This window comes from Candidatus Stygibacter australis, from assembly GCA_030765845.1.
Classification (GTDB): domain Bacteria; phylum Cloacimonadota; class Cloacimonadia; order Cloacimonadales; family TCS61; genus Stygibacter; species Stygibacter australis.
In genome coordinates, this window is sequence record JAVCDJ010000148.1 from 14,512 (window position 1) to 33,066 (window position 18,555).

Here is an 18,555-nt window from a genome sequence, read left to right on the forward strand (position 1 = left end):
AATTGAATATATTTGGAGGGAAGATAATGTTCAAAATTACATTTAGGATTTTTTTATGCGTAGGATTTATATTTTGCATAAATTATGCTTTGAGTGCACAGGTAACAGTTTACAATAATTTTGGTGAGGAACATGAAGGATGGGATTATAATTACCAATTGGGTTGGACAGTTGCCGGAGAAAATGTACCTACTCAGTTTGGTATAGAGCAGGCAATGAGTTTCACTGCAACAGAAGAAGGTTTTCTTAGCGATATCTGGCTTGGAATGTTCAGTGTTCCTGATAATGTTACCCCTGATACGGTGTATGTTAGGCTAGCGTTAAATACAGAAGGTTTACCACCAGAACCTGCCGATGTATTAGAGGAATGGACAATTATTGGTTTCCCTGGCTGGACTCAATGGGATCCTCCTGTTCGTATTGAAGGTAATGGATTGACAATAATCTTACAGGGAGAGTCCTACTGGCTATGGTTAGTGGCAAGTGACGATTCAAATACTGGATGGTGTATGAATATTGACCCGAGCTTGCTCTGTCCTCATACGATTCGCAGAGAAGGTGAGGATTGGCTGGGTGTCAGCAATGAGACAGCAAGTGCATTTAGAGTGGATTTGGAACCATTCGATGGAATCGATGGGGGTGAAATTGTAATTGAAAATGGAAAATGGAAAATGGAAAATTATCCTAACCCCTTTAATCCTGAAACATCAATTTCATTTTACACCACTGAGAGCTTAGAAAATACGAAGCTTACGATATACAATGCGAAAGGTCAGAAAGTTAAAACACTGGTTAATGGAATATTGCCAGCCGGTCAGCACACGGTAGTCTGGAATGGAAAAGATGATAAAAATAATTCTGTTTCCAGTGGAATATATTTTTATAAAATGCAAAGTAGAGAATATCAGGATATGAGGAAGATGATCCTGATGAAATAAAATATTTTAATTTTGTGAAAAGAAAGGGGATCTTATGGAATTAGGAGCTTTTTCGGTAAGTTTGAGTGTGAAAGATATAAATAAGTCCAAGACGTTTTATGAAAAACTTGGGTTTAAAGAGTTTGGTGGCGAAATTTCTCAAAACTGGCTGATCCTTAAGAACGGCATTTGTGTAATCGGCTTATTCCAGGATATGTTCGATAAGAATATTCTCACTTTCAATCCGGGCTGGGATGAGAATGCACAAAAACTTGCATCGTTTACTGATGTAAGAGAACTTCAGAAAAACTTGAAAGCGGAAGGAATGGAAATTCAAACAGAAGCAGAGGAATCAACGCAGGGGCCAGCAAGCTTTGTAATAATTGATCCGGATGGGAATCCCATCCTTTTTGATCAGCATGTTTAGTATTATATTGATGAGATTTAAATAATTACTCACACTTAGGAGTAATATCCTTTAGTAGGTAATTGACGCTAATTCCCTTATCAAATTTAAATGAATTTTACTAAATCAGATTTATAAAGTAAATGTATTTATCTCAGCTCAGAAACAAAAAAAAAGCCCCATAATAACTATGGGGCATTATTATTCACAAAGCACTAAAATTGGACATCTTCGTCTTCTGCTTCAGCGTGCATGGAGTTGAAATCATCAGCACCATTAAATCCATGAGCAAAAATGACCTTATATTCGTTACCGGGAACTATCGCTCTATCATACATATCTCCCGAATTTAGAGGGATTGTGAACCTCATCTCAGATGATCCACTCTCTTCATGGCCGAAAACCCTTCTCACGTTGTTCTCGCCACCTAATCCTAAATCTGCGGAATGCAATATTTCAGATACGCCAAAATCATCCCGGATATAAGTTATACCATTATCAACATATCCAATGATGAAGTTAGCATCCTGCATCTCTTCAGAGGGATCAAATCCTACTGCCAGCCAGCCTGTGGTAGGAGCTTCCAGCATGCATCTCAGAGAGTCACCCACAATCTTCCATTTGAAGGTGAAGCCACTCTTATAAACCACGTTAAATCCCAGAGTATCATCGTCCAGACTGATATCACCACCTGTTGTAACTCCATTTTCTCCACCACCAGTTGTATTATCAACTGTAAAGGAAGAAAATCCTGCATTAGCATGCATGGATGAAAAACTGTCATCATTACCATAAGCGAGGATCACGGGATAATTTTCATCCCAGTTAAGAGGTTTATCATAAGGATCACCACTATCGAGAGGCATGGAAAAATAGATGAAGGTTTCACCTCCTGTTTCCAATCCTCCAGTGAAGTAAATATCTTCTGTTCCGCCATTATTAACATCAGCTGAATGGACAGTAGGTGTATTTCCCCAATCATCACGCAGATACCCGATTGAATCGTTTTCCACATAACCGATAATGAAATTTGCTCCCTGCATCACGTTTACCTGATCAAAACCGATAGCAACCCAGCCATTAGTGGGTGCTGATACAACTACGTGAATTGTGTCAGGATCGACCAGCCAGTAATATTTCATGCCAATAGTTTCCAGAGATAAATACAGTGTGGTATCAGGAAAGGTATGGGTATTTCCACCACCTCCACCGCCACCACCAGTAGTATTATCTACTGTGAAGCTGGAAAATTCTGCCCCAGTATGCATGGCAGAAAAATCATCATCAAGACCATAAGCAAGAATTACAGGGTAGCTTTCATCCCAGGCCAGGGGTTTATCATAGGGATCACCACTATTCAGCGGCATGGAAAAATAAATGAAGGTTTCTCCACCTGATTCCAATCCTCCTGTATGATAAATATCTTCTGTTCCACCATTAACTATATCTGAAGAATGGACTGAAGGTGTATTTCCCCAATCATCTCGCAAATAACCGATTGTATCATTTTCCACATAGCCAATGATGAAATTTGCGCCCTGCATCACATTATCCTGATCAAAGCCTATCCCTACCCAGCCAGTTGTCGGAGCTGATACTAATACATGGATTGTGTCAGGATCTACCAGCCAGTAATAACTTATATCACCTTCTTTCAAAGAAAGATACTGGGTGGTATCAGGAAACGCTGTGGTATTTCCAGTGCCACCGCCACCAGTAGTATTATCAACTGTAAATGATGAAAATTCTGCTGCAGTATGCATAGACATAAAGCTGTCCTCAGACCCGTAAGCGAGGATGATCGGATATGATTCATCCCAGGCCAGGGGTTTATCATAACTATCACCACTATCCAGGGGAATTGAGAAATAGATAATTGATTCTCCATTAGCTTCTATACCACCCATATTATATAGATCCGAAGTGCCACCCATACTCTCATCCGAAACATGAATTGTAGGTTCACTTCCCCAGTCATCTCTGAAATAGCCAATAGAATCACTTTCTACATAGCCTATAATGAAATTGGCATTTTGCATCACGTTATCCTGATCAAAACCAATTCCAACCCAGCCGGTTGTAGGGGCAGTAACTACACAATAAAGTGTATCAGTATCTACCAGCCAATAGAATTTCATCCCGCTTGTTTCCAAATGCAGATATTGAGTAGTATCTGGCATTACTGATGTGTGACCATCTCCGCCATTTCCTCCACCAGTAGTAGATATAGTAATATTTGCATATCCAGTTGCTGAATGCATGGAATCAAAATCATCATTATTTCCCCGCGCCAGTATTACAGGATAGGTTTGATCAATTTCCAGCACCTGATCATATTGATCTCCGGAGTTCAGAGGAATAGTAAATTCCAGCTCGGATATTCCGCCACTTTCTGAAGCTGCGATCATAGTGATATTATCTTCACCATTAAGACTAATATCCGAAACATGAGTAGTGTTAGATATTCCCCAGTCGTCTCGCATGTAACCAGTTCCGTCACTAACATAGCCCATAATAAAGTTCCCGTTTTTCATTTGGGAACTTGGATTGATCCCTACACTTAACCAGCCAGAAGTATTTCCACTTAGAATGCAATGCAGATCAGTATCTTCAACTTTATATTTAAAGGTTACTCCTGCTGCGCTAACCTCCGAAAAGCCCAGACTATCAATAATTACTTCGTCAGGACCCATGATCTCGTCACTTAGCCTGTTACAGCCAGAATAAAAGACCATTACAACTAATAATGAGAATATCAATATTTTGAATTTCACATTCCCCTCCTATTATTCCAGACGACGTTGAATGTTGAATCCTAATCTCAAATAGGAATCCTTATCTACACCAAAGCTTACTCTTCGGAAACCCACATCATCTGAATTGCTCAGCAGGAAAATGAATTGATGAGCATAAGTATCCAATTTTATCCCAAATGCATAGGCATCTTCTGCTCCTATATATTGAGCAAGCCTGGCATCTGCTGTATCTCGATCCAAGACCGGATAATATTCACCTAAAAGACTGATATTGTCCACCAGTTCTAATGCGAACCCCAATCCTAAAACAAATCTCTCATTATAGCCATCGTAAGCTGTATTCAGAGTAGTTACAAATCTTTCAAGTATCTCTTCATTCTGGAGTGATAAATAGTAAAACATGTTACTTCTGGTAGGTTCAGGCTGACTCAATTCCTCATAAGAAAAATAGTCGATACCAAATTGCCCATAAACAGGAAAATCCTCAATGTCAATACGATATGCCAGGCCATATATCTTTTCACTTTTACGCCGGCTATAAGAGATTTTTACTTCCGCTTTACGGTAGAATTGGTATCTGGCACTTAGATTGACATTCGCTCCCGCATCCATACCCAGAAAATTATTCAAAGGATCATCAGTAATATCTCCATAAAACCGATGTCTGATCATGATCTCAAATTCTTTTGCCTTCAATCCTGAGGGATTGATCAGATTGATCATGCTGAAATCGTATGCCAGTAGGGTTGAAACTATAAAGAGGAAAACAACGATGAACTTGAATCGCATTTTCCCTCCCTATTCAATTACTAATTTTGCTGATTTCTTTCCTGTCTTATTGCAATTAGTACGAACCTTGATCTCATCTCCTGGCTTAGCATCTACGATTTTATAAAAAACTTCTCCAGTTTCCAGATTGTCCTGCTTTTCAATCATCTGTTCTACTACCTTCTCTCCATTAAGATAAACCAGGATTTCAAAGATAAAGTGTTTATCAATATCTTTTACTTTGTGTTCAAAATTCACGGTCAGAACAGAAGTTTCTTTATCGAAACTCAAATCAACTTTTGAAGCAGGATGTGCCAATAGTAAAGCACTCCCAACTAATATTACTATAACCAATAAGTACTTCATAACGCCTCCAGTAATTTAATTAATTCCCATACATTTTAAATATGATTAAAAATAATATAACTGGATTTGATGAATTTCTGTATTTTTTATAAAATAACCTGATTCACATTTTTTTCTTTTTAAAATACATTGATTTTATCCAGCCAAAATTCAGGATAAGGTGAATTATTCCTACCAAAATAAAGATTGTTCCAGCCAGTTCATGCATTTCATACAAAAATTCCTCTCCCTGTATTGCAGAGGGGATCATTTTATAAAATACCAGTGATAATGCCGTAACCAAAAAAGCCAGAACCATAAAGATATTCACCACTTTTAACGCTTTGATTTTTTTCATAGATACACCTCCTTAATATATTCTAGTAATAATAGCGTACTGCTCAAGTGCAACTACTGAAGGAATGAACCATTCCTCTAACTTACGTAATCTTAAATTTATCAACTTCAACATTTCCCATCACTCCTGAACTCTAAGTAATCATTTCCCAGCAAGTTATCGAGTTAAGACACTGTATTCAGTGGATTGACTTGAGAGCGGTCATTGCCACCCTAAAAAATCTTAAGTCAATCTACATTCGCATCTTAACTCAATATTATTTTTTTACTTGAGCATCAACATTTTCTTAGTGACTGACCCTGCTGAAGTTGTTAGATTATAGTAATAAATTCCTGAGGAAACCTGGTTTTGCATATCATCAGTCCCATCCCACTGCAGGTTATAGGAACCTGCTGGCTGAATTTCAAATATCAGGTTCTTGATTTTTTGACCCTTTATATTAAATATATTAAGTGAAGTAAATGAAGCCTCGGTGATAGTGTAATGAATTGTAGTTTGCGGATTAAAGGGATTTGGGAAGCAGGTTAGTTCAGTGATCTGTGGTAATTCATCTTCTGGAGCGGAATTCTGAGAGATCACGTCTTCGGCAATATAAGAATATTCAATTGTACCTGTACCCCCAAAAGTGTCAGTTACAAACATGACTACATTATCATAATTTTCGTCATTATTGGGTAAAGTGATCTCACCATTAGCGAAATCATCGAGTTCCATTTCATATAATGCATAGGGAATATCACCATTGAGCGAAACAAATCTTACATAATATTGCGAATAATCAGCATCACCCATAAAATTAACTCTCAGGCTGTTTTCCAGATTTGAGAAGGTTATATAATTCACACTCCAATGCTGCATGGAATTAGTCTCTGAGGTGGGGTAGAAGGCTATATCGTCAATAGTTCCCATAGCATAATCACCAGTACCTACAGGATTATCATTATAACCAAATCTTCCATCCATGAAGCCGGGGTCATTAATATAATTGGCAATTACCCAATTATTAAATACATCTTCTGCATTCACATCATCCCAGCCAGTGGTAATTAGAGCAGCATTTATGCCATCCATGCCATTTAATGGCTCCGCTACAAGGTTATGGATAATATTCACATCATCAAGGCAGTAATGTTCCCAGAGATAGATCATAAAAAGCCAGGTTTGGGGATAATCTGGACCCGCAGTCCACTGGATAAGGTTATTATCGGGATTCATGGTGAACATCACCATCCAGTAGGGACTTACCCAGCCGGTAACCGTTTGAGCAAAACAGGAAAGACCTTCATTTACCCAGGTTTGCTCGTTTGAATCCATGGTATGATGAATAAGATGCTGGAATTCATGAGCAATTGTGGAGAAGCAGTAGGAGCTGTTTATTCCTGAACCATGCGGGTTTTTATCGATATAGAGAACTTCCATATTATTGCTGTGAGTTCCTCCAGATATATCATTAGGGGCGAAAAATCCGTTAATATCCGCATCATCTATATCATATATCAGGATATTAACTTTTCCATTTTCGTCAATATCAGAAGGCATCCCAAACATCTGGGTATCAAGTTCATAAATGCCATTATCAGGATCAGCAGCAGTAGAATCGTCAAACGCTCTTGCTACCAGTTCTACATCATTCGGTGTAATATCAATATTCCATAAATCGTTATCTACATATACATTACAATATTCTCCCGAAATTTGACGGGTAGCAGTAATTTCCGTGTAACTATTATTATTAAAGTTATATGCCCAGAAATTCCTTTCTTCAAAAGTGCTTTCTTCCAAGGTAAAACTATACGTTTTTGTGGTTGAAGTGATATTAGAGATATTCATTACCATGTAATCATATTCCGGTTCAAAAGCAGGTAAGGTTATTGATCCTTCGTTACCTGAAGCAACCAGATTAATAACTTCTGTAGCTCCGGAATTACTTACCATAAGGAGATTAACAATGAATTCTCCTGTATTTGCCGTAAAGCTGATATCCAGATCAACATCACCAGTTACAAATTTATAATAATCTGCCGCCCAGCCATTAACGGAGGCACTGCCACTTACAGGATAACTGTTATATGTATTTACACAGTGGAAGGTAGGCAGGTCAATAGTGGTATAATCACCCAGATAATTGGCATTTGTCCATTGAGAGAAAATATAATTGAAAGGAGCTTGATAACCCAACTCTATCAGGGCATTCTGGACACCTGTGATGCCATTTGCCGTTTCAGCAACAATCTCAGAGATAATATCATGTCCTCCATAATTTTCAGAAAGGAAGACGGTAAAGAGGTAAGTTTGGACATAGTCAGCAAATTCCTGGTCCCAGACTATCAGATTGTTGTCAGGCTGGTTGGGAAAATCCACGATTGGATCCGGATAACCATAAAGATACATAGCGTATTCAGAGCAACCTTCATTTACCCAGGTATCTTCATTGATATCCATACCCCAGTGGATCAGATGCTGCATTTCATGAGCCAGTACAGAAAGCCTGATGGGTGAAATGGGATTCAAGGGATTGCAGGTCATATAGATCATTTCGCATTCATTACTGTGACCTGGAGGATTCATTTGCTGAGCTTCTGCTTCCGTAACCTGATTATAGGCACTGAAATAGCCATCAAAGGAAGTTCCTTGAAAACTCCCCAAAGCGGAATAAAAGATGATCATTTTGGGGTCATTATCAAGCTCATCTGGTACTGGACCAAAATACTCCGTATTAAGATCATAAATTCCCTGATCAGGAAATGCGATAGTGTGTTCTTCAAAATTAGCCAGGACAGTATCAACATCTACCTGAGTCATATTCACATTCCATTCGCTATCGGCAACGAAAATATAGCAATGTTCACCTACTGCCTGACAGGTTGACGGGGTTTGAATCCAGGCTGGTGGCATATCTGAAAAGTCCCAGCTCCAGAATACATCTGTATCACCAACCGAATAATCTCTGGTTTCTCGAGTTATATTTTGATGTTCGGGATTATTGAGAAATCTCTCAGTTTGACGGGTAATATCAGCTTGAAAGTCTGTAAATCCCTCAGCATTTGCATAAATCATACTAAAAGAAATAAACAGGGAAACAAAAATTAATAAGTACTTCATATTCTACTCCATAATAAATTTTTATTTTAATCGACTAAATAATAAACAGGGTAAGTTGTCAAATATATAATTTACTAATAGTTATGCGAGGAAATTAGTTTTATTTTACTCAAGTAATTGATCATTTTTTGGAAACTTCTTCTTTAAGAGCTTGAATCTCATCTTTCAATTCTTTGATCCTGAATTCTCTGGCAATAAAGAGCTCGTGATAATGCCGCAGTTCCTGATTCTGCTTTTCCAGCTTTTCGGTTCTTTGCTGAACTAATTGCTCAAGATGGGTACGATGCTGTTCTAATTCTATTTCTTTTAGCTTGAATTCTGTGATGTCTTGAGAGATTCCATAAATTTCAAAAATCTTTCCATTATCATTATATCGTGGAAATCCCTGTGTCACAATATGATGAATAGTATTATCTGGAAAATTGATTTTCAATTTAAGATTGTTAGGTACTCCTTCACGGCATTTTTTCGCACTTTCATCAAACATCTCCCAATCATCGGGATGAATTAGGTTTTTATGTTGGTCATAATTTGGTGCATTCTTAGTAGGATCTTGACCGAAGATGGTGAACATTTGCTTTGACCAGGTCAAATTTCCGGTTTTAATATTGTAGGTCCAATATCCGATATTAGCCATATCCTGAGCTGCAAGCAAAGTTTCATTTGTTTTCTTCAATTCATCTTCAACCTGCTTTCTTTCTGTAATATCAGAAAAAATCGAAAAAGCGCCGGATGGCTGGTCACTGTCATTTTCATATATTGGAGCAGAATTAACTGATAACCAGATTGTTTTTTCAGTACGACTATCAATAAGTCCGATTAAGATATTCTGGCAGTATTTACCCTGACTTAGACTTAGGAATATTGGATCTTCTTCAATGGTAAAATCTGAACCATCTTCATGGAATGATTTCCATCTTCGAGGCTCTGGTTTTGTTCCTCTAATTTCATGCAAAGAGAAATTGAGAATTCTTTGAGCGGCTGGATTAGCATCAATTACTTCAGCATTTTGATTGAAGAACATCACACCTTCGGTGAGTGTGTCATACAGGCGATGATAATTTTCCTGACTTTTTATAAATTCCTTTTCTGCATTTTTCCGGGTTGTGATATCTGTGTTAAAACCTATAAAACGATAGGGTTTTCCATTCTCATCCCAAAGTGCTTTTCCTCTACCAGTGATCCAACGGTAATATCCATCCTTGCATAGCATGCGAAAAGTTGATTTATATACTGTAATTTTACCCGACAAATATTCTTCAACTTTCTTGTGAGCTTCATCATAATCATCAGGATGAAGCTGGTCTTCCCAGGCATGAATTGTATATGGTAGTTCATCTGGTTCATAGCCCAGCATTGTGGCAAAACGGTCGCTATGATAAGTGTAATCAGTCTTAAGATCCCAATCCCATAAGCCATCATTAGTGCCTTCCACAGCAAGCTTAAATCTTTCTTCACTGGCTTTTAATTTTTCTTCTGCCTTTTGCCGTTCAGTGATATCCCTTGCCAGTCCAAAATATACTATTTGACCCTGTATCATACATTTTGAACCAGAAACTTCCACAGCTATCTGATGACCGTCTTTGTGAATATGAATAGTCTCAAAAATAACTGATTTTCCATCCTCAGTGTTAGCCCAGAAGTCAATGAATGCATCTATTGGGAAGTTTTTATCTACCTGGTTAATGGACATTGCCAAAAACTCTTCTTTGGAATATCCCAGCAGCTTACAGGCATTTTCATTTACCTCAACAAATATTCCATTCTTATCAATAAGGAAAATGGCATCGGATGCCATTTCTATGAGATAACGATAGCGTTCTTCACTGGCAGCAAGTTTTAATTCAGCTAATTTCCTTAATGTAACATCTTGAATAACTCCCACAATTTTGATGGGTTGACCAGTTTCATTTTTATTAAGAATAGCTTTGGATATGATTATTCTTGGTTCTATTTGATCAAGTGGTTGTATTTCAAATTCAAGGTCGTAAGGTATATCTTTTGAAATCAAATCTTCCAATGCCTGGTGTACATTCTCCCGATCGGGAATGCAATTCTCTACATATTCAGTAGTTATATCAACTTTTTCAAGTGGTATTCCATAGAGAGCTTTTGCTCCCACAGAAGCCCAGAATCTTTCTTTAATAATATCATATTCCCAATTACCTACGCTCCCTATTAGTTCTGCTGTTTCATGACGTAATTTAATTATTTCCAATTCTTCCTGCAACATCTTTTGCTGAGTAATATCCCTGCCAACCGCAAAATAATCTAATAATCTGCCATTCTGCTGAAACCTACCCTTGACTTTCCACTCTATCCATTTTATACCTTCTGCACTGTTAATCCGTTCTTGATGAGATGAATAGTTTTTCTTCTCAGATATTTTACTTAAAGAATCAATTGCTTTGTCACGGTCAGCTTCTACAATGAGTGAAAGGAAATTTGTGCCTTTTAGTTCTTTAAATGTTTTCCCAAATATCTTACAATAGGCATTATTGATGAAGCGGATTCTATAATCACGCTCAAATATAATGATCAAATCTGAATGATTGTCTATAAAATACTTCAGCGTATCAATATGTTTTCTCATTTTCACCCCATTTATTTTATAATTTATTATTGTCTTTCTCGCTTCCAATGTCAACACAAATATTAATAAAAAAAGTATCAAGGATTCCCTTTTTAAGATTGATTAGTTGAATTGTTTGACTATTTGTCACTACATTCATAATTATTGTTTTGTAAAAAGAAAAAGGATATGATTATGAAACTAACTAAAACAGAAGTTAGAGTAATTGGTTCATTAATAGAAAAAGAACTAACAACTCCAGATTACTATCCCTTGAGTCTAAATGCTTTGCGTAATGCCTGCAATCAGAAATCAAATCGTGATCCAGTAATGAATGTAGATGAAGGAACTCTTATTCATACCCTTGATGAACTGCGGGAGAAGAAACTTGTGATATTTTCCAGTGGGCAGGGACAGCGAGTGATAAAGTATAAGCATAATATTGGAGAAGCTCTGAGTCTTGATCAACGTGAAATCTCCTTACTGGCAGCCCTTTTTCTGAGAGGAGCGCAAACTCTGGGTGAATTGCGATTACATACTCAAAGAATGCATGAATTTGATTCTCTCAATGAAGTTCAGCAATTTTTACAAAAACTTACTGATCGTGAAATCCCATTGGTTATGCTTTTAGCACGCCAGCTTGGGCAAAAAGAACAGCGCTATATCCATCTCCTTGATGATCAGGAAGAATTAATCGATGACGTACAAGAAATTAATGAAGAGAAACCTGAAAATGAAATTGCTGAGCTTAAAGAAAAAATTGAGCAACTGCAGGAGGAAATGATAGAATTAAAGCTTGATTATTATAATTTAAAGAAAGAACTGGGTATATCCTGATATCAAAGGAATAAAAAACTTAAGATAACAGCGAAAACTAAAGCTGGCAGCATATTGAGCACTCTAACAGGTTTTATATTCATTATTCTAATACCCATTGCTATTAATATCAACCCACCAGTAGCCGTTACCTCGTTGATGATCAATGGGTTAAAGTAATCTCCAAATAGACTGCTCAGCAATGTGAGCCCCCCCTGATAGATCACCAGCGGTATCACAGAAAACATCACTCCAATACCCAGGGTTGAAGTTAAAGCAATTGCTGCGAACCCATCAAGTAACGACTTTGCTAATAATAGGTTAGGTTTATTTCCCAAACCTTCTTCAATCGCTCCCAGTATTGTCATTGAGCCCATGCAAAATAAGAGAAAGGCAGTAATCATACCCTCTGAAAATCTATCATTACTGCTGCTAACTTTTTGCTTGATCCGATCTGTGATTTTCTCGATTACTTTCTCCAGATCAATTAATTCACCTATAATAGAACCCAATACTATGCTGAATACCAGGATCAAATAGTTTTGCGTTTTCATACCCATTGAAACTCCCAGAAATATAGTGAAAACACCAATTCCGTTAAATGCCGTCTGAGTGACCTTCTCTGGCAGTTTACGGTTCAGTAGCAAACCCAGCAAACTGCCGGCAATTACTGCCCCAGCATTGATTATAGTTCCCAACATAGTAATCTCCTTTTATGTTTTCTAAAATTCTCTACAAACACAAAAGACGCAAGTTAATTAAAATAAAATCAGATAAGTAGGATTTAAGTAGAACGTGCATAGCGGGCGGTACACCGGAAGTGGGGCGTGAACTACGTGAAGTTATAGCAGTAATTAATTTACTCAAATGCATCATATTTGTCAATTTTTGGGGAATTGACCTTTCTGAGACCTTCGTAATGGTTGACCGTTATTAACAAAAAAATATGGCAGTGCTAATTGGTATATTGGTATAGGTTTATAACCTCATTCCTTCTGATCAGCCATTGCGGAGGTGCTGGCACCATGCGCAAGGTTTTAGCTGGTGAGAATTGAACAATCGCTATAATTCCGCGAGGATGCCCGAATCGATTATATTGACAAAATCTCTTAAAACACAATATGCTCTACCTGATTTGTGATATGCAGATCAAAGGAGTAGATGAAATGTCTAATGTATATTTTCATAAAATTAATGCCAGCACTTCAATTGAAGAAGTGCAAGTAATAACAAGTGCATTACTTAACGAGATTATTGATAAAGAAAATATCTCCCTTGAGAAAAAGATACCCTTAAAGGTCCACTTTGGTGAAAAGGGTAATCATACATTTATTAAATCAGAAAACTATCAGGGCATAATAGATTTTTTGCAAAAAAGAGAAATTGAAACCTGTTATATGGAAACCAGTGTGATGTATGGTGGACAAAGGCATAATAGAGAACTGCATATTAAAACTGCTCAGGAACATGGTTTCACGCAGCTGCCGATCATCATTGCCGATGGGGAACAGGGAGAGGCATTTGCTGAAGTGGAGATCAATCAAAAAAACTTCAAAACCTGTAAGATTGGAAAGTCATTTCTGGATTATGATCAACTAATAGTCATCTCTCACTTCAAGGGTCACACTCTGGCAGGATTTGGTGGATCCATAAAGCAACTAGCAATGGGACATGCTGCTAAAGGGGGAAAGATGGCAATGCACATGGGGATCAAGCCGCATATCGTGAATCGAAAATGCATAAAATGTAATCTGTGCAAAACCAGATGCAATGAGCAGGCAATAACTATCGGAAAGAAGTCATTCATCGATCCAGAAAAATGTGTAGGTTGCGGCGCCTGCGTCTCTATATGTCCTCAGAAAGCAGTTTCGATCTTTACTTTGACGAGTATTCTCCATTTTCTCGGGATCGGCAATAATTTTCAGGAAAAAATAGTCGAATACGCACTTGCTGCTCAAAAAGGGAAAAATAATATCTATATCAATTTTGCCATGAACATCACTTCTGGCTGCGATTGTGAACCAAGAAAAATGAAAATTCTGATGGAAGATGTAGGGATATTCATTTCTACTGATCCCGTGGCAATTGATAAAGCATGTCATGATTTGATCAGGCAAAAAGGCAAGAAATTCCGCGGAGCCAGGCAGTTTGAATATGCAAAAAGTATAGGCTTAGGCTCCCCGGATTATCAACTGATAAAAAGTTAAACCTATCGGGTTATAAAACAAGGACTGGCTTAAATAATAATAAAACCTCTTGCGATTACTTAACAGACCTAATCAGGGAATCAGGAATAACAACAAAGCACGTACTGACATTTTAATGTTAGATAGTGTTTTGTTGTTGTTCCTTAAGATTTCTATATCTTTTTTCAGTTCGCTTTAGATGTAAGTCAAACTTTGCTGGGGGATCTATCTTTATATCTATCTGCTGCTTTGTGATTGGATGGGAAAACTCTAAACCAGTAGCAGTCAGGAATAACCCCTTTCCTTTGTATATCTGTCCTGGAGTGCCATACAATTTATCACCCAGGATAGGATAGCCAGATTCTGAAAGGTGTATCCGCAGTTGATGAGTTCTACCTGTCTCTGGTTTTAATTCCAATAGTGAAAGCCATTCATCTCTTAAAGAAGGTATTAGCTTAATCCGTTCATAGTGTGTAACAGCCTTTTTATCCTGCAGGGGAGATGTGATGGTATCCCTCAAAGGCGTTTTGCCAATGACAATTGCCTGATAGGTTTTGATTATTTTGTGTTCAGCAAACATCTCACCCAGTGCGATGCGAACCGGACGGGTTTTGGCAATCAGTAAAAGTCCTGAAGTGAGAGCATCCAGGCGGTGCACAGGTCTTGGCAAAGCCAGAGCTGCTGGTAAAGACGAAAGTGAAATATTATATAGCAAGGCATTTTCGACAGTGCGGAAACAATTTCCACTTACTTTTATTCCCGCCGGTTTATTTATCACTGCCAGATATTCATCTTCGAAGATAACAGGTATCTGCAATTTAAAGATCTTAGCTGGTTGAATATCTGGCTTGATAAACTCAATTCTTTGACCAGTTTCCACCCAGCTTGCAGTAGCTGCCTGGCTGCCATCGATCATAATATAACCGGCTTTAATTATCTTCTTAATATAATTTCGTGTGCATTGGTTTTCCAACAGTTCATTACCATAGTTAAGCAAATAATCTGTTAATCTAATACCAGAGATATTCTCAGGAACAATATGAGTATTGGTAATTTTCGGCAAAATACCCTATTTTGCGTATAGCTTTACGTCATCCAGTTCCCAGGTTTCCTGACCAGCGGGATTTCCATCATAGTAATATCTGAAGAGTAGATAAATCTGTTCTTCATCTGGCAGGTCATCTTTATCATAAATCAGCCAGGAGCTGTTCTGCCAGTTATAATTACCTTCTGATAATACAGGGTCAAGCGTTACGGCATCAGCAGGAATGCCATCAATAGGGAGGTCTGAAGCTATATAAACCTGGAACTGGTCAGGTGAATTATTATCGTTACGGGCAGTACGAAAATTGAGATAAAACATTCCTGCATTTCCTAAAGTAAGCAGGGGAGAGATGAGCCAGGCTTCCCGTGGAGTATATTCGTCTTTATTTCCTCTTGCTCTGGCAAAATTGTCATTATCCCAGGAAGAATGATGCCAGCCGTGCTGCGGATTGCCCTGTAAAACGAGCTGAGTGAAATCATCCAGAGACTCGTCAAAGGTCTGATCAATGAGCCATTTCCCTTTTTCCGGTAGAATAAATGCCTTAAGCTCTATATCCTGATCAAATCCGCTGAAAAGAATATCTGAATTGATAGCACCAATTGATACAGGGTTAAAGTAGATTGTTACCACTTGATTGATAATGTTCTTATTAACAGGAAGTTGGACTGTAGATGAATGATCATTAAATGAGAAAATATCAGAAAATTCCTCTATGAAAAGTTTCAAGTCTACTTTCTGATTTACCGCAGTAACATTGAATTCAAAAGTTGTAATATCGCTATTTTGAACTCCATCAAAGTGAATAATTTCCTGAGAAGTAGTAAGCCGTGGATTATATTCTGGTTCTCCCCAGATACTAAATGCATATTCAGGATGGTCTATATAGGGATTTCTATTATGCTGGTATTTAGTGTAAATGATCTGATTGCGTCTTTTTTCATAATCATCAGGAGGATCCAGTTTGTGCCATTCGAGGAGGGTGGAGAGTTTGCCATAAAGAGGACCTTGAGTATTTGTATAATCAACGATTTCCAGATCATAGGGAGTATCTGTGCCTTCATATCTGGTTGCCATATAAAATATGCAACGGGCAATATCGCCTTTCACGCGGTCAGGAGCTTCCCAACTGTCAATATCCGTATAACAGTTCTCTACTTCCTGTTCATCAAAGCCGCCCCAGTCAAAATCTTTATCACCTTTTGCTGAATTGACTGATCTATCTTCGGGTCTCAGGTTATGGACATCCGTGTAGGCAATATCAGTTTCACGTCCGGGAAATCCATGAGATTTAGACCAGACATGTTCGCGGTTCCAGGAATTTTCATGAGTAGTGCCTAATGCTTTATAATCGGTTCTGGAACCCATATCAGTCCAGGATTTGGGATAGCTGAAACCGGAATAAAAACAGATAATATTATCAGGATTATCGGGATCTTGATCCACTTCCATCATGATATCGGCTGTGGCAATTTCACCGTCACCAAAATAAGGAAAGACGGTGTGCCCGGATATAATTTTGTGTAACTGAGCTTTAAGCAGTTCATTTTTTAACCCGTCACATCCCTGATAATAATCTGCAGGGGGAGTGAATGCACTTGAAAAGAGGGGCAGAGCCAGGCTCAAACAAATCGAGATAACTAATAAATTACGCATATAACCTCACATAAATAATAATATCTTTTGAAGAAGATTTATTTACAAGGTAATAAATTGTAAAGTTATAAAAAATCTGAACAAAAAAATAACATTAGGTCCTGTTCAATTCTCACCAGCCAAGACCTTGCGTATGGTCGAATGACCTTCGCAATGGTCGATCAGAGGATAGAAGTTTATAAAACTCTATATATAAGCCAGTTAGCAATGATGATATTCGGTTCAGAACGGTCAACCATTGCCAAGGTGCTCGACCATAAGCAAGGCTTTAGAAAGATCAATTTCAGTATCTAACATTATGAGATGAAATGATCAAGAACTGCTTATACGGTAAATTATTCCTCTTTCTTTCTGGTATTGCAGGATTTTATTAAGGCAGTCCTTTTCTTCTCCGATGTATTCTGGTGGATTGATACCAGGGCGCTTTAAATCACCATTTAAAACCAGAGAAACTGCAGAAGTGGCAGTATAACCAGTCGTGCGTGCCATTGAAGATATGCCGGTTTTTTCATCATATCTATCAAAGAGATCATATTGCCAGCGGATTGGTTTGCCATTTTCTTTTCCTTTTATGATAATTCTCATTACAGTAAATTCAGGTTCATTTTTACCCAGTTTCCATTTATCGATAAGTAAACGGGCAGTCATATCAATAGGCTTGATTTTAATACCCTTAATCATAATTTCAGCTTCACTGAAAAAGCCGGAATCCTTCAGCATTTTCATATATTCGATGTGACCTGGATAGCGCATGGTTTTCTCAATCATATTTGGAATTTTAATAGTAAAGAGCAGAGAGCGTAAACCGTCAGTATTAAATGCTTCCAGCGTACCGATTTCGTTAAAATCCAGGAATTCGGGCTCAGAAAGGGCAGGCATAGTGACGAGTTTACCATCTTTGAGATAACGTGCGGGACGGATATATTCTTCGATGACATCAATAGGCGAAAAGGGAGCTTTGTATTGAAAGGGCAGGCTGCGTTTAAATGGTAATCCACCTACATAACATTCATAGCTTTCCACGCTCATTGCAACATGATGATAGCCTAAGATGATATTGCCCATTCCAGGAGCAACACCGCAATCAACAATAGCTGTTACCCCTTTTTGCCTTGCCAGTTCATCAAGCTCAAAACAATCTTCTGGGAAGAAGGAGATATCTACGATATTTTTTCCGGCTTCGATCACGGCTTTAGTCGTTCTGTATCCCATAAAACCAGGAACGGCATTTACTACAAGATCGCAGTCTGCAATAATTCTCTTAATATTCTCAGATTTTGTAAGATCGGCAACTTGAGTTTTGATCCCGGGGATATTTTTTAGTGGAAGCAGATTTTCATCTTTAATATCTATTGAAGTGACCTGGTAATTTTGGGCTAGATCAAGTGCTATTGCACTGCCGACCATTCCAGCACCAAGGACTATAATTTTTTTCATTTTATTCTCCTTATATTTATGGATGATTCTACTGGCGAGTAGTAAGAAAATTATCAAATAACTTTCCTTTATTACCAATATCACCTTCGCCTGAATATTTATATATTTTTGTGAAGAATTATTTAAGTGGTAATAAATTGTAAAGTTATAAAATCGCAGAAAAAAAATTACAGGAAATAATAATTATTTCTTTA

At 37.8% G+C, this 18,555-nt stretch carries 14 protein-coding genes; 4 read left to right on the plus strand and 10 right to left on the minus strand.

Annotated features, from left to right (window positions below; translation table 11 throughout):
* The first annotated feature begins 26 nt into the window (after positions 1-26).
* Both RAO94_07430 and RAO94_07435 read left to right on the plus strand, forming a co-directional pair.
* Positions 27-938: a FlgD immunoglobulin-like domain containing protein gene (locus RAO94_07430; GenBank protein MDP8322164.1), complete on the plus strand. Its 912-nt coding sequence runs from the start codon at positions 27-29 to the stop codon at positions 936-938.
* Positions 939-972: 34 nt separating this feature from the next.
* Positions 973-1,344: a VOC family protein gene (locus RAO94_07435; protein ID MDP8322165.1), complete on the plus strand. Its 372-nt coding sequence runs from the start codon at positions 973-975 to the stop codon at positions 1,342-1,344.
* A 194-nt stretch (positions 1,345-1,538) separates the two neighbouring features.
* Here RAO94_07435 and RAO94_07440 read toward each other — a convergent pair whose 3' ends face one another.
* The 6 genes from RAO94_07440 to RAO94_07465 all read right to left on the minus strand — a co-directional run bounded on the left by RAO94_07440 (position 1,539) and on the right by RAO94_07465 (position 11,245).
* Positions 1,539-4,097 (minus strand): DOMON domain-containing protein, encoded by a 2,559-nt coding sequence (locus tag RAO94_07440; GenBank protein MDP8322166.1) that lies wholly within the window; start codon positions 4,095-4,097, stop codon positions 1,539-1,541.
* Positions 4,098-4,109: 12 nt separating this feature from the next.
* Entirely contained in the window at positions 4,110-4,868 is a 759-nt protein-coding gene (locus RAO94_07445) for a DUF5777 family beta-barrel protein (protein ID MDP8322167.1), read from the minus strand.
* A 9-nt stretch (positions 4,869-4,877) separates the two neighbouring features.
* A complete protein-coding gene (locus RAO94_07450) occupies positions 4,878-5,213 on the minus strand; it encodes a hypothetical protein (protein ID MDP8322168.1) in 336 nt (111 codons plus the stop codon).
* Between the two features lie 103 nt (positions 5,214-5,316).
* Entirely contained in the window at positions 5,317-5,550 is a 234-nt protein-coding gene (locus RAO94_07455) for a hypothetical protein (GenBank protein MDP8322169.1), read from the minus strand.
* 264 nt (positions 5,551-5,814) lie between these two features.
* Positions 5,815-8,652 carry a T9SS type A sorting domain-containing protein gene (locus tag RAO94_07460; protein ID MDP8322170.1) on the minus strand — a complete coding sequence of 946 codons (2,838 nt, stop codon included), beginning with the start codon at positions 8,650-8,652 and terminating at the stop codon, positions 5,815-5,817.
* Positions 8,653-8,773: 121 nt separating this feature from the next.
* On the minus strand, positions 8,774-11,245 hold the full coding sequence (locus RAO94_07465) for a PAS domain S-box protein (protein MDP8322171.1): 2,472 nt from the start codon (positions 11,243-11,245) through the stop codon (positions 8,774-8,776).
* Between the two features lie 174 nt (positions 11,246-11,419).
* Between RAO94_07465 and RAO94_07470 the strand changes: the two genes are divergently transcribed.
* On the plus strand, positions 11,420-12,061 hold the full coding sequence (locus RAO94_07470; protein ID MDP8322172.1) for a YceH family protein: 642 nt from the start codon (positions 11,420-11,422) through the stop codon (positions 12,059-12,061).
* A 2-nt stretch (positions 12,062-12,063) separates the two neighbouring features.
* Here the strand turns inward: RAO94_07470 and RAO94_07475 are convergent, their stop codons facing one another.
* Positions 12,064-12,741: a DUF554 domain-containing protein gene (locus tag RAO94_07475; protein ID MDP8322173.1), complete on the minus strand. Its 678-nt coding sequence runs from the start codon at positions 12,739-12,741 to the stop codon at positions 12,064-12,066.
* A gap of 420 nt (positions 12,742-13,161) precedes the next feature.
* On the opposite strand from RAO94_07475, the gene RAO94_07480 reads away from it, so the two are divergent.
* On the plus strand, positions 13,162-14,247 hold the full coding sequence (locus tag RAO94_07480; GenBank protein MDP8322174.1) for a DUF362 domain-containing protein: 1,086 nt from the start codon (positions 13,162-13,164) through the stop codon (positions 14,245-14,247).
* Positions 14,248-14,365: 118 nt separating this feature from the next.
* Here RAO94_07480 and RAO94_07485 read toward each other — a convergent pair whose 3' ends face one another.
* From RAO94_07485 to RAO94_07495, 3 genes are all read right to left on the minus strand, one after another.
* Entirely contained in the window at positions 14,366-15,289 is a 924-nt protein-coding gene (locus RAO94_07485; GenBank protein MDP8322175.1) for an RluA family pseudouridine synthase, read from the minus strand.
* A gap of 6 nt (positions 15,290-15,295) precedes the next feature.
* Entirely contained in the window at positions 15,296-16,924 is a 1,629-nt protein-coding gene (locus tag RAO94_07490; GenBank protein MDP8322176.1) for an endonuclease, read from the minus strand.
* 312 nt (positions 16,925-17,236) lie between these two features.
* Positions 17,237-18,361 (minus strand): saccharopine dehydrogenase C-terminal domain-containing protein, encoded by a 1,125-nt coding sequence (locus RAO94_07495; protein ID MDP8322177.1) that lies wholly within the window; start codon positions 18,359-18,361, stop codon positions 17,237-17,239.
* Between the last annotated feature and the right edge of the window lie 194 nt (positions 18,362-18,555).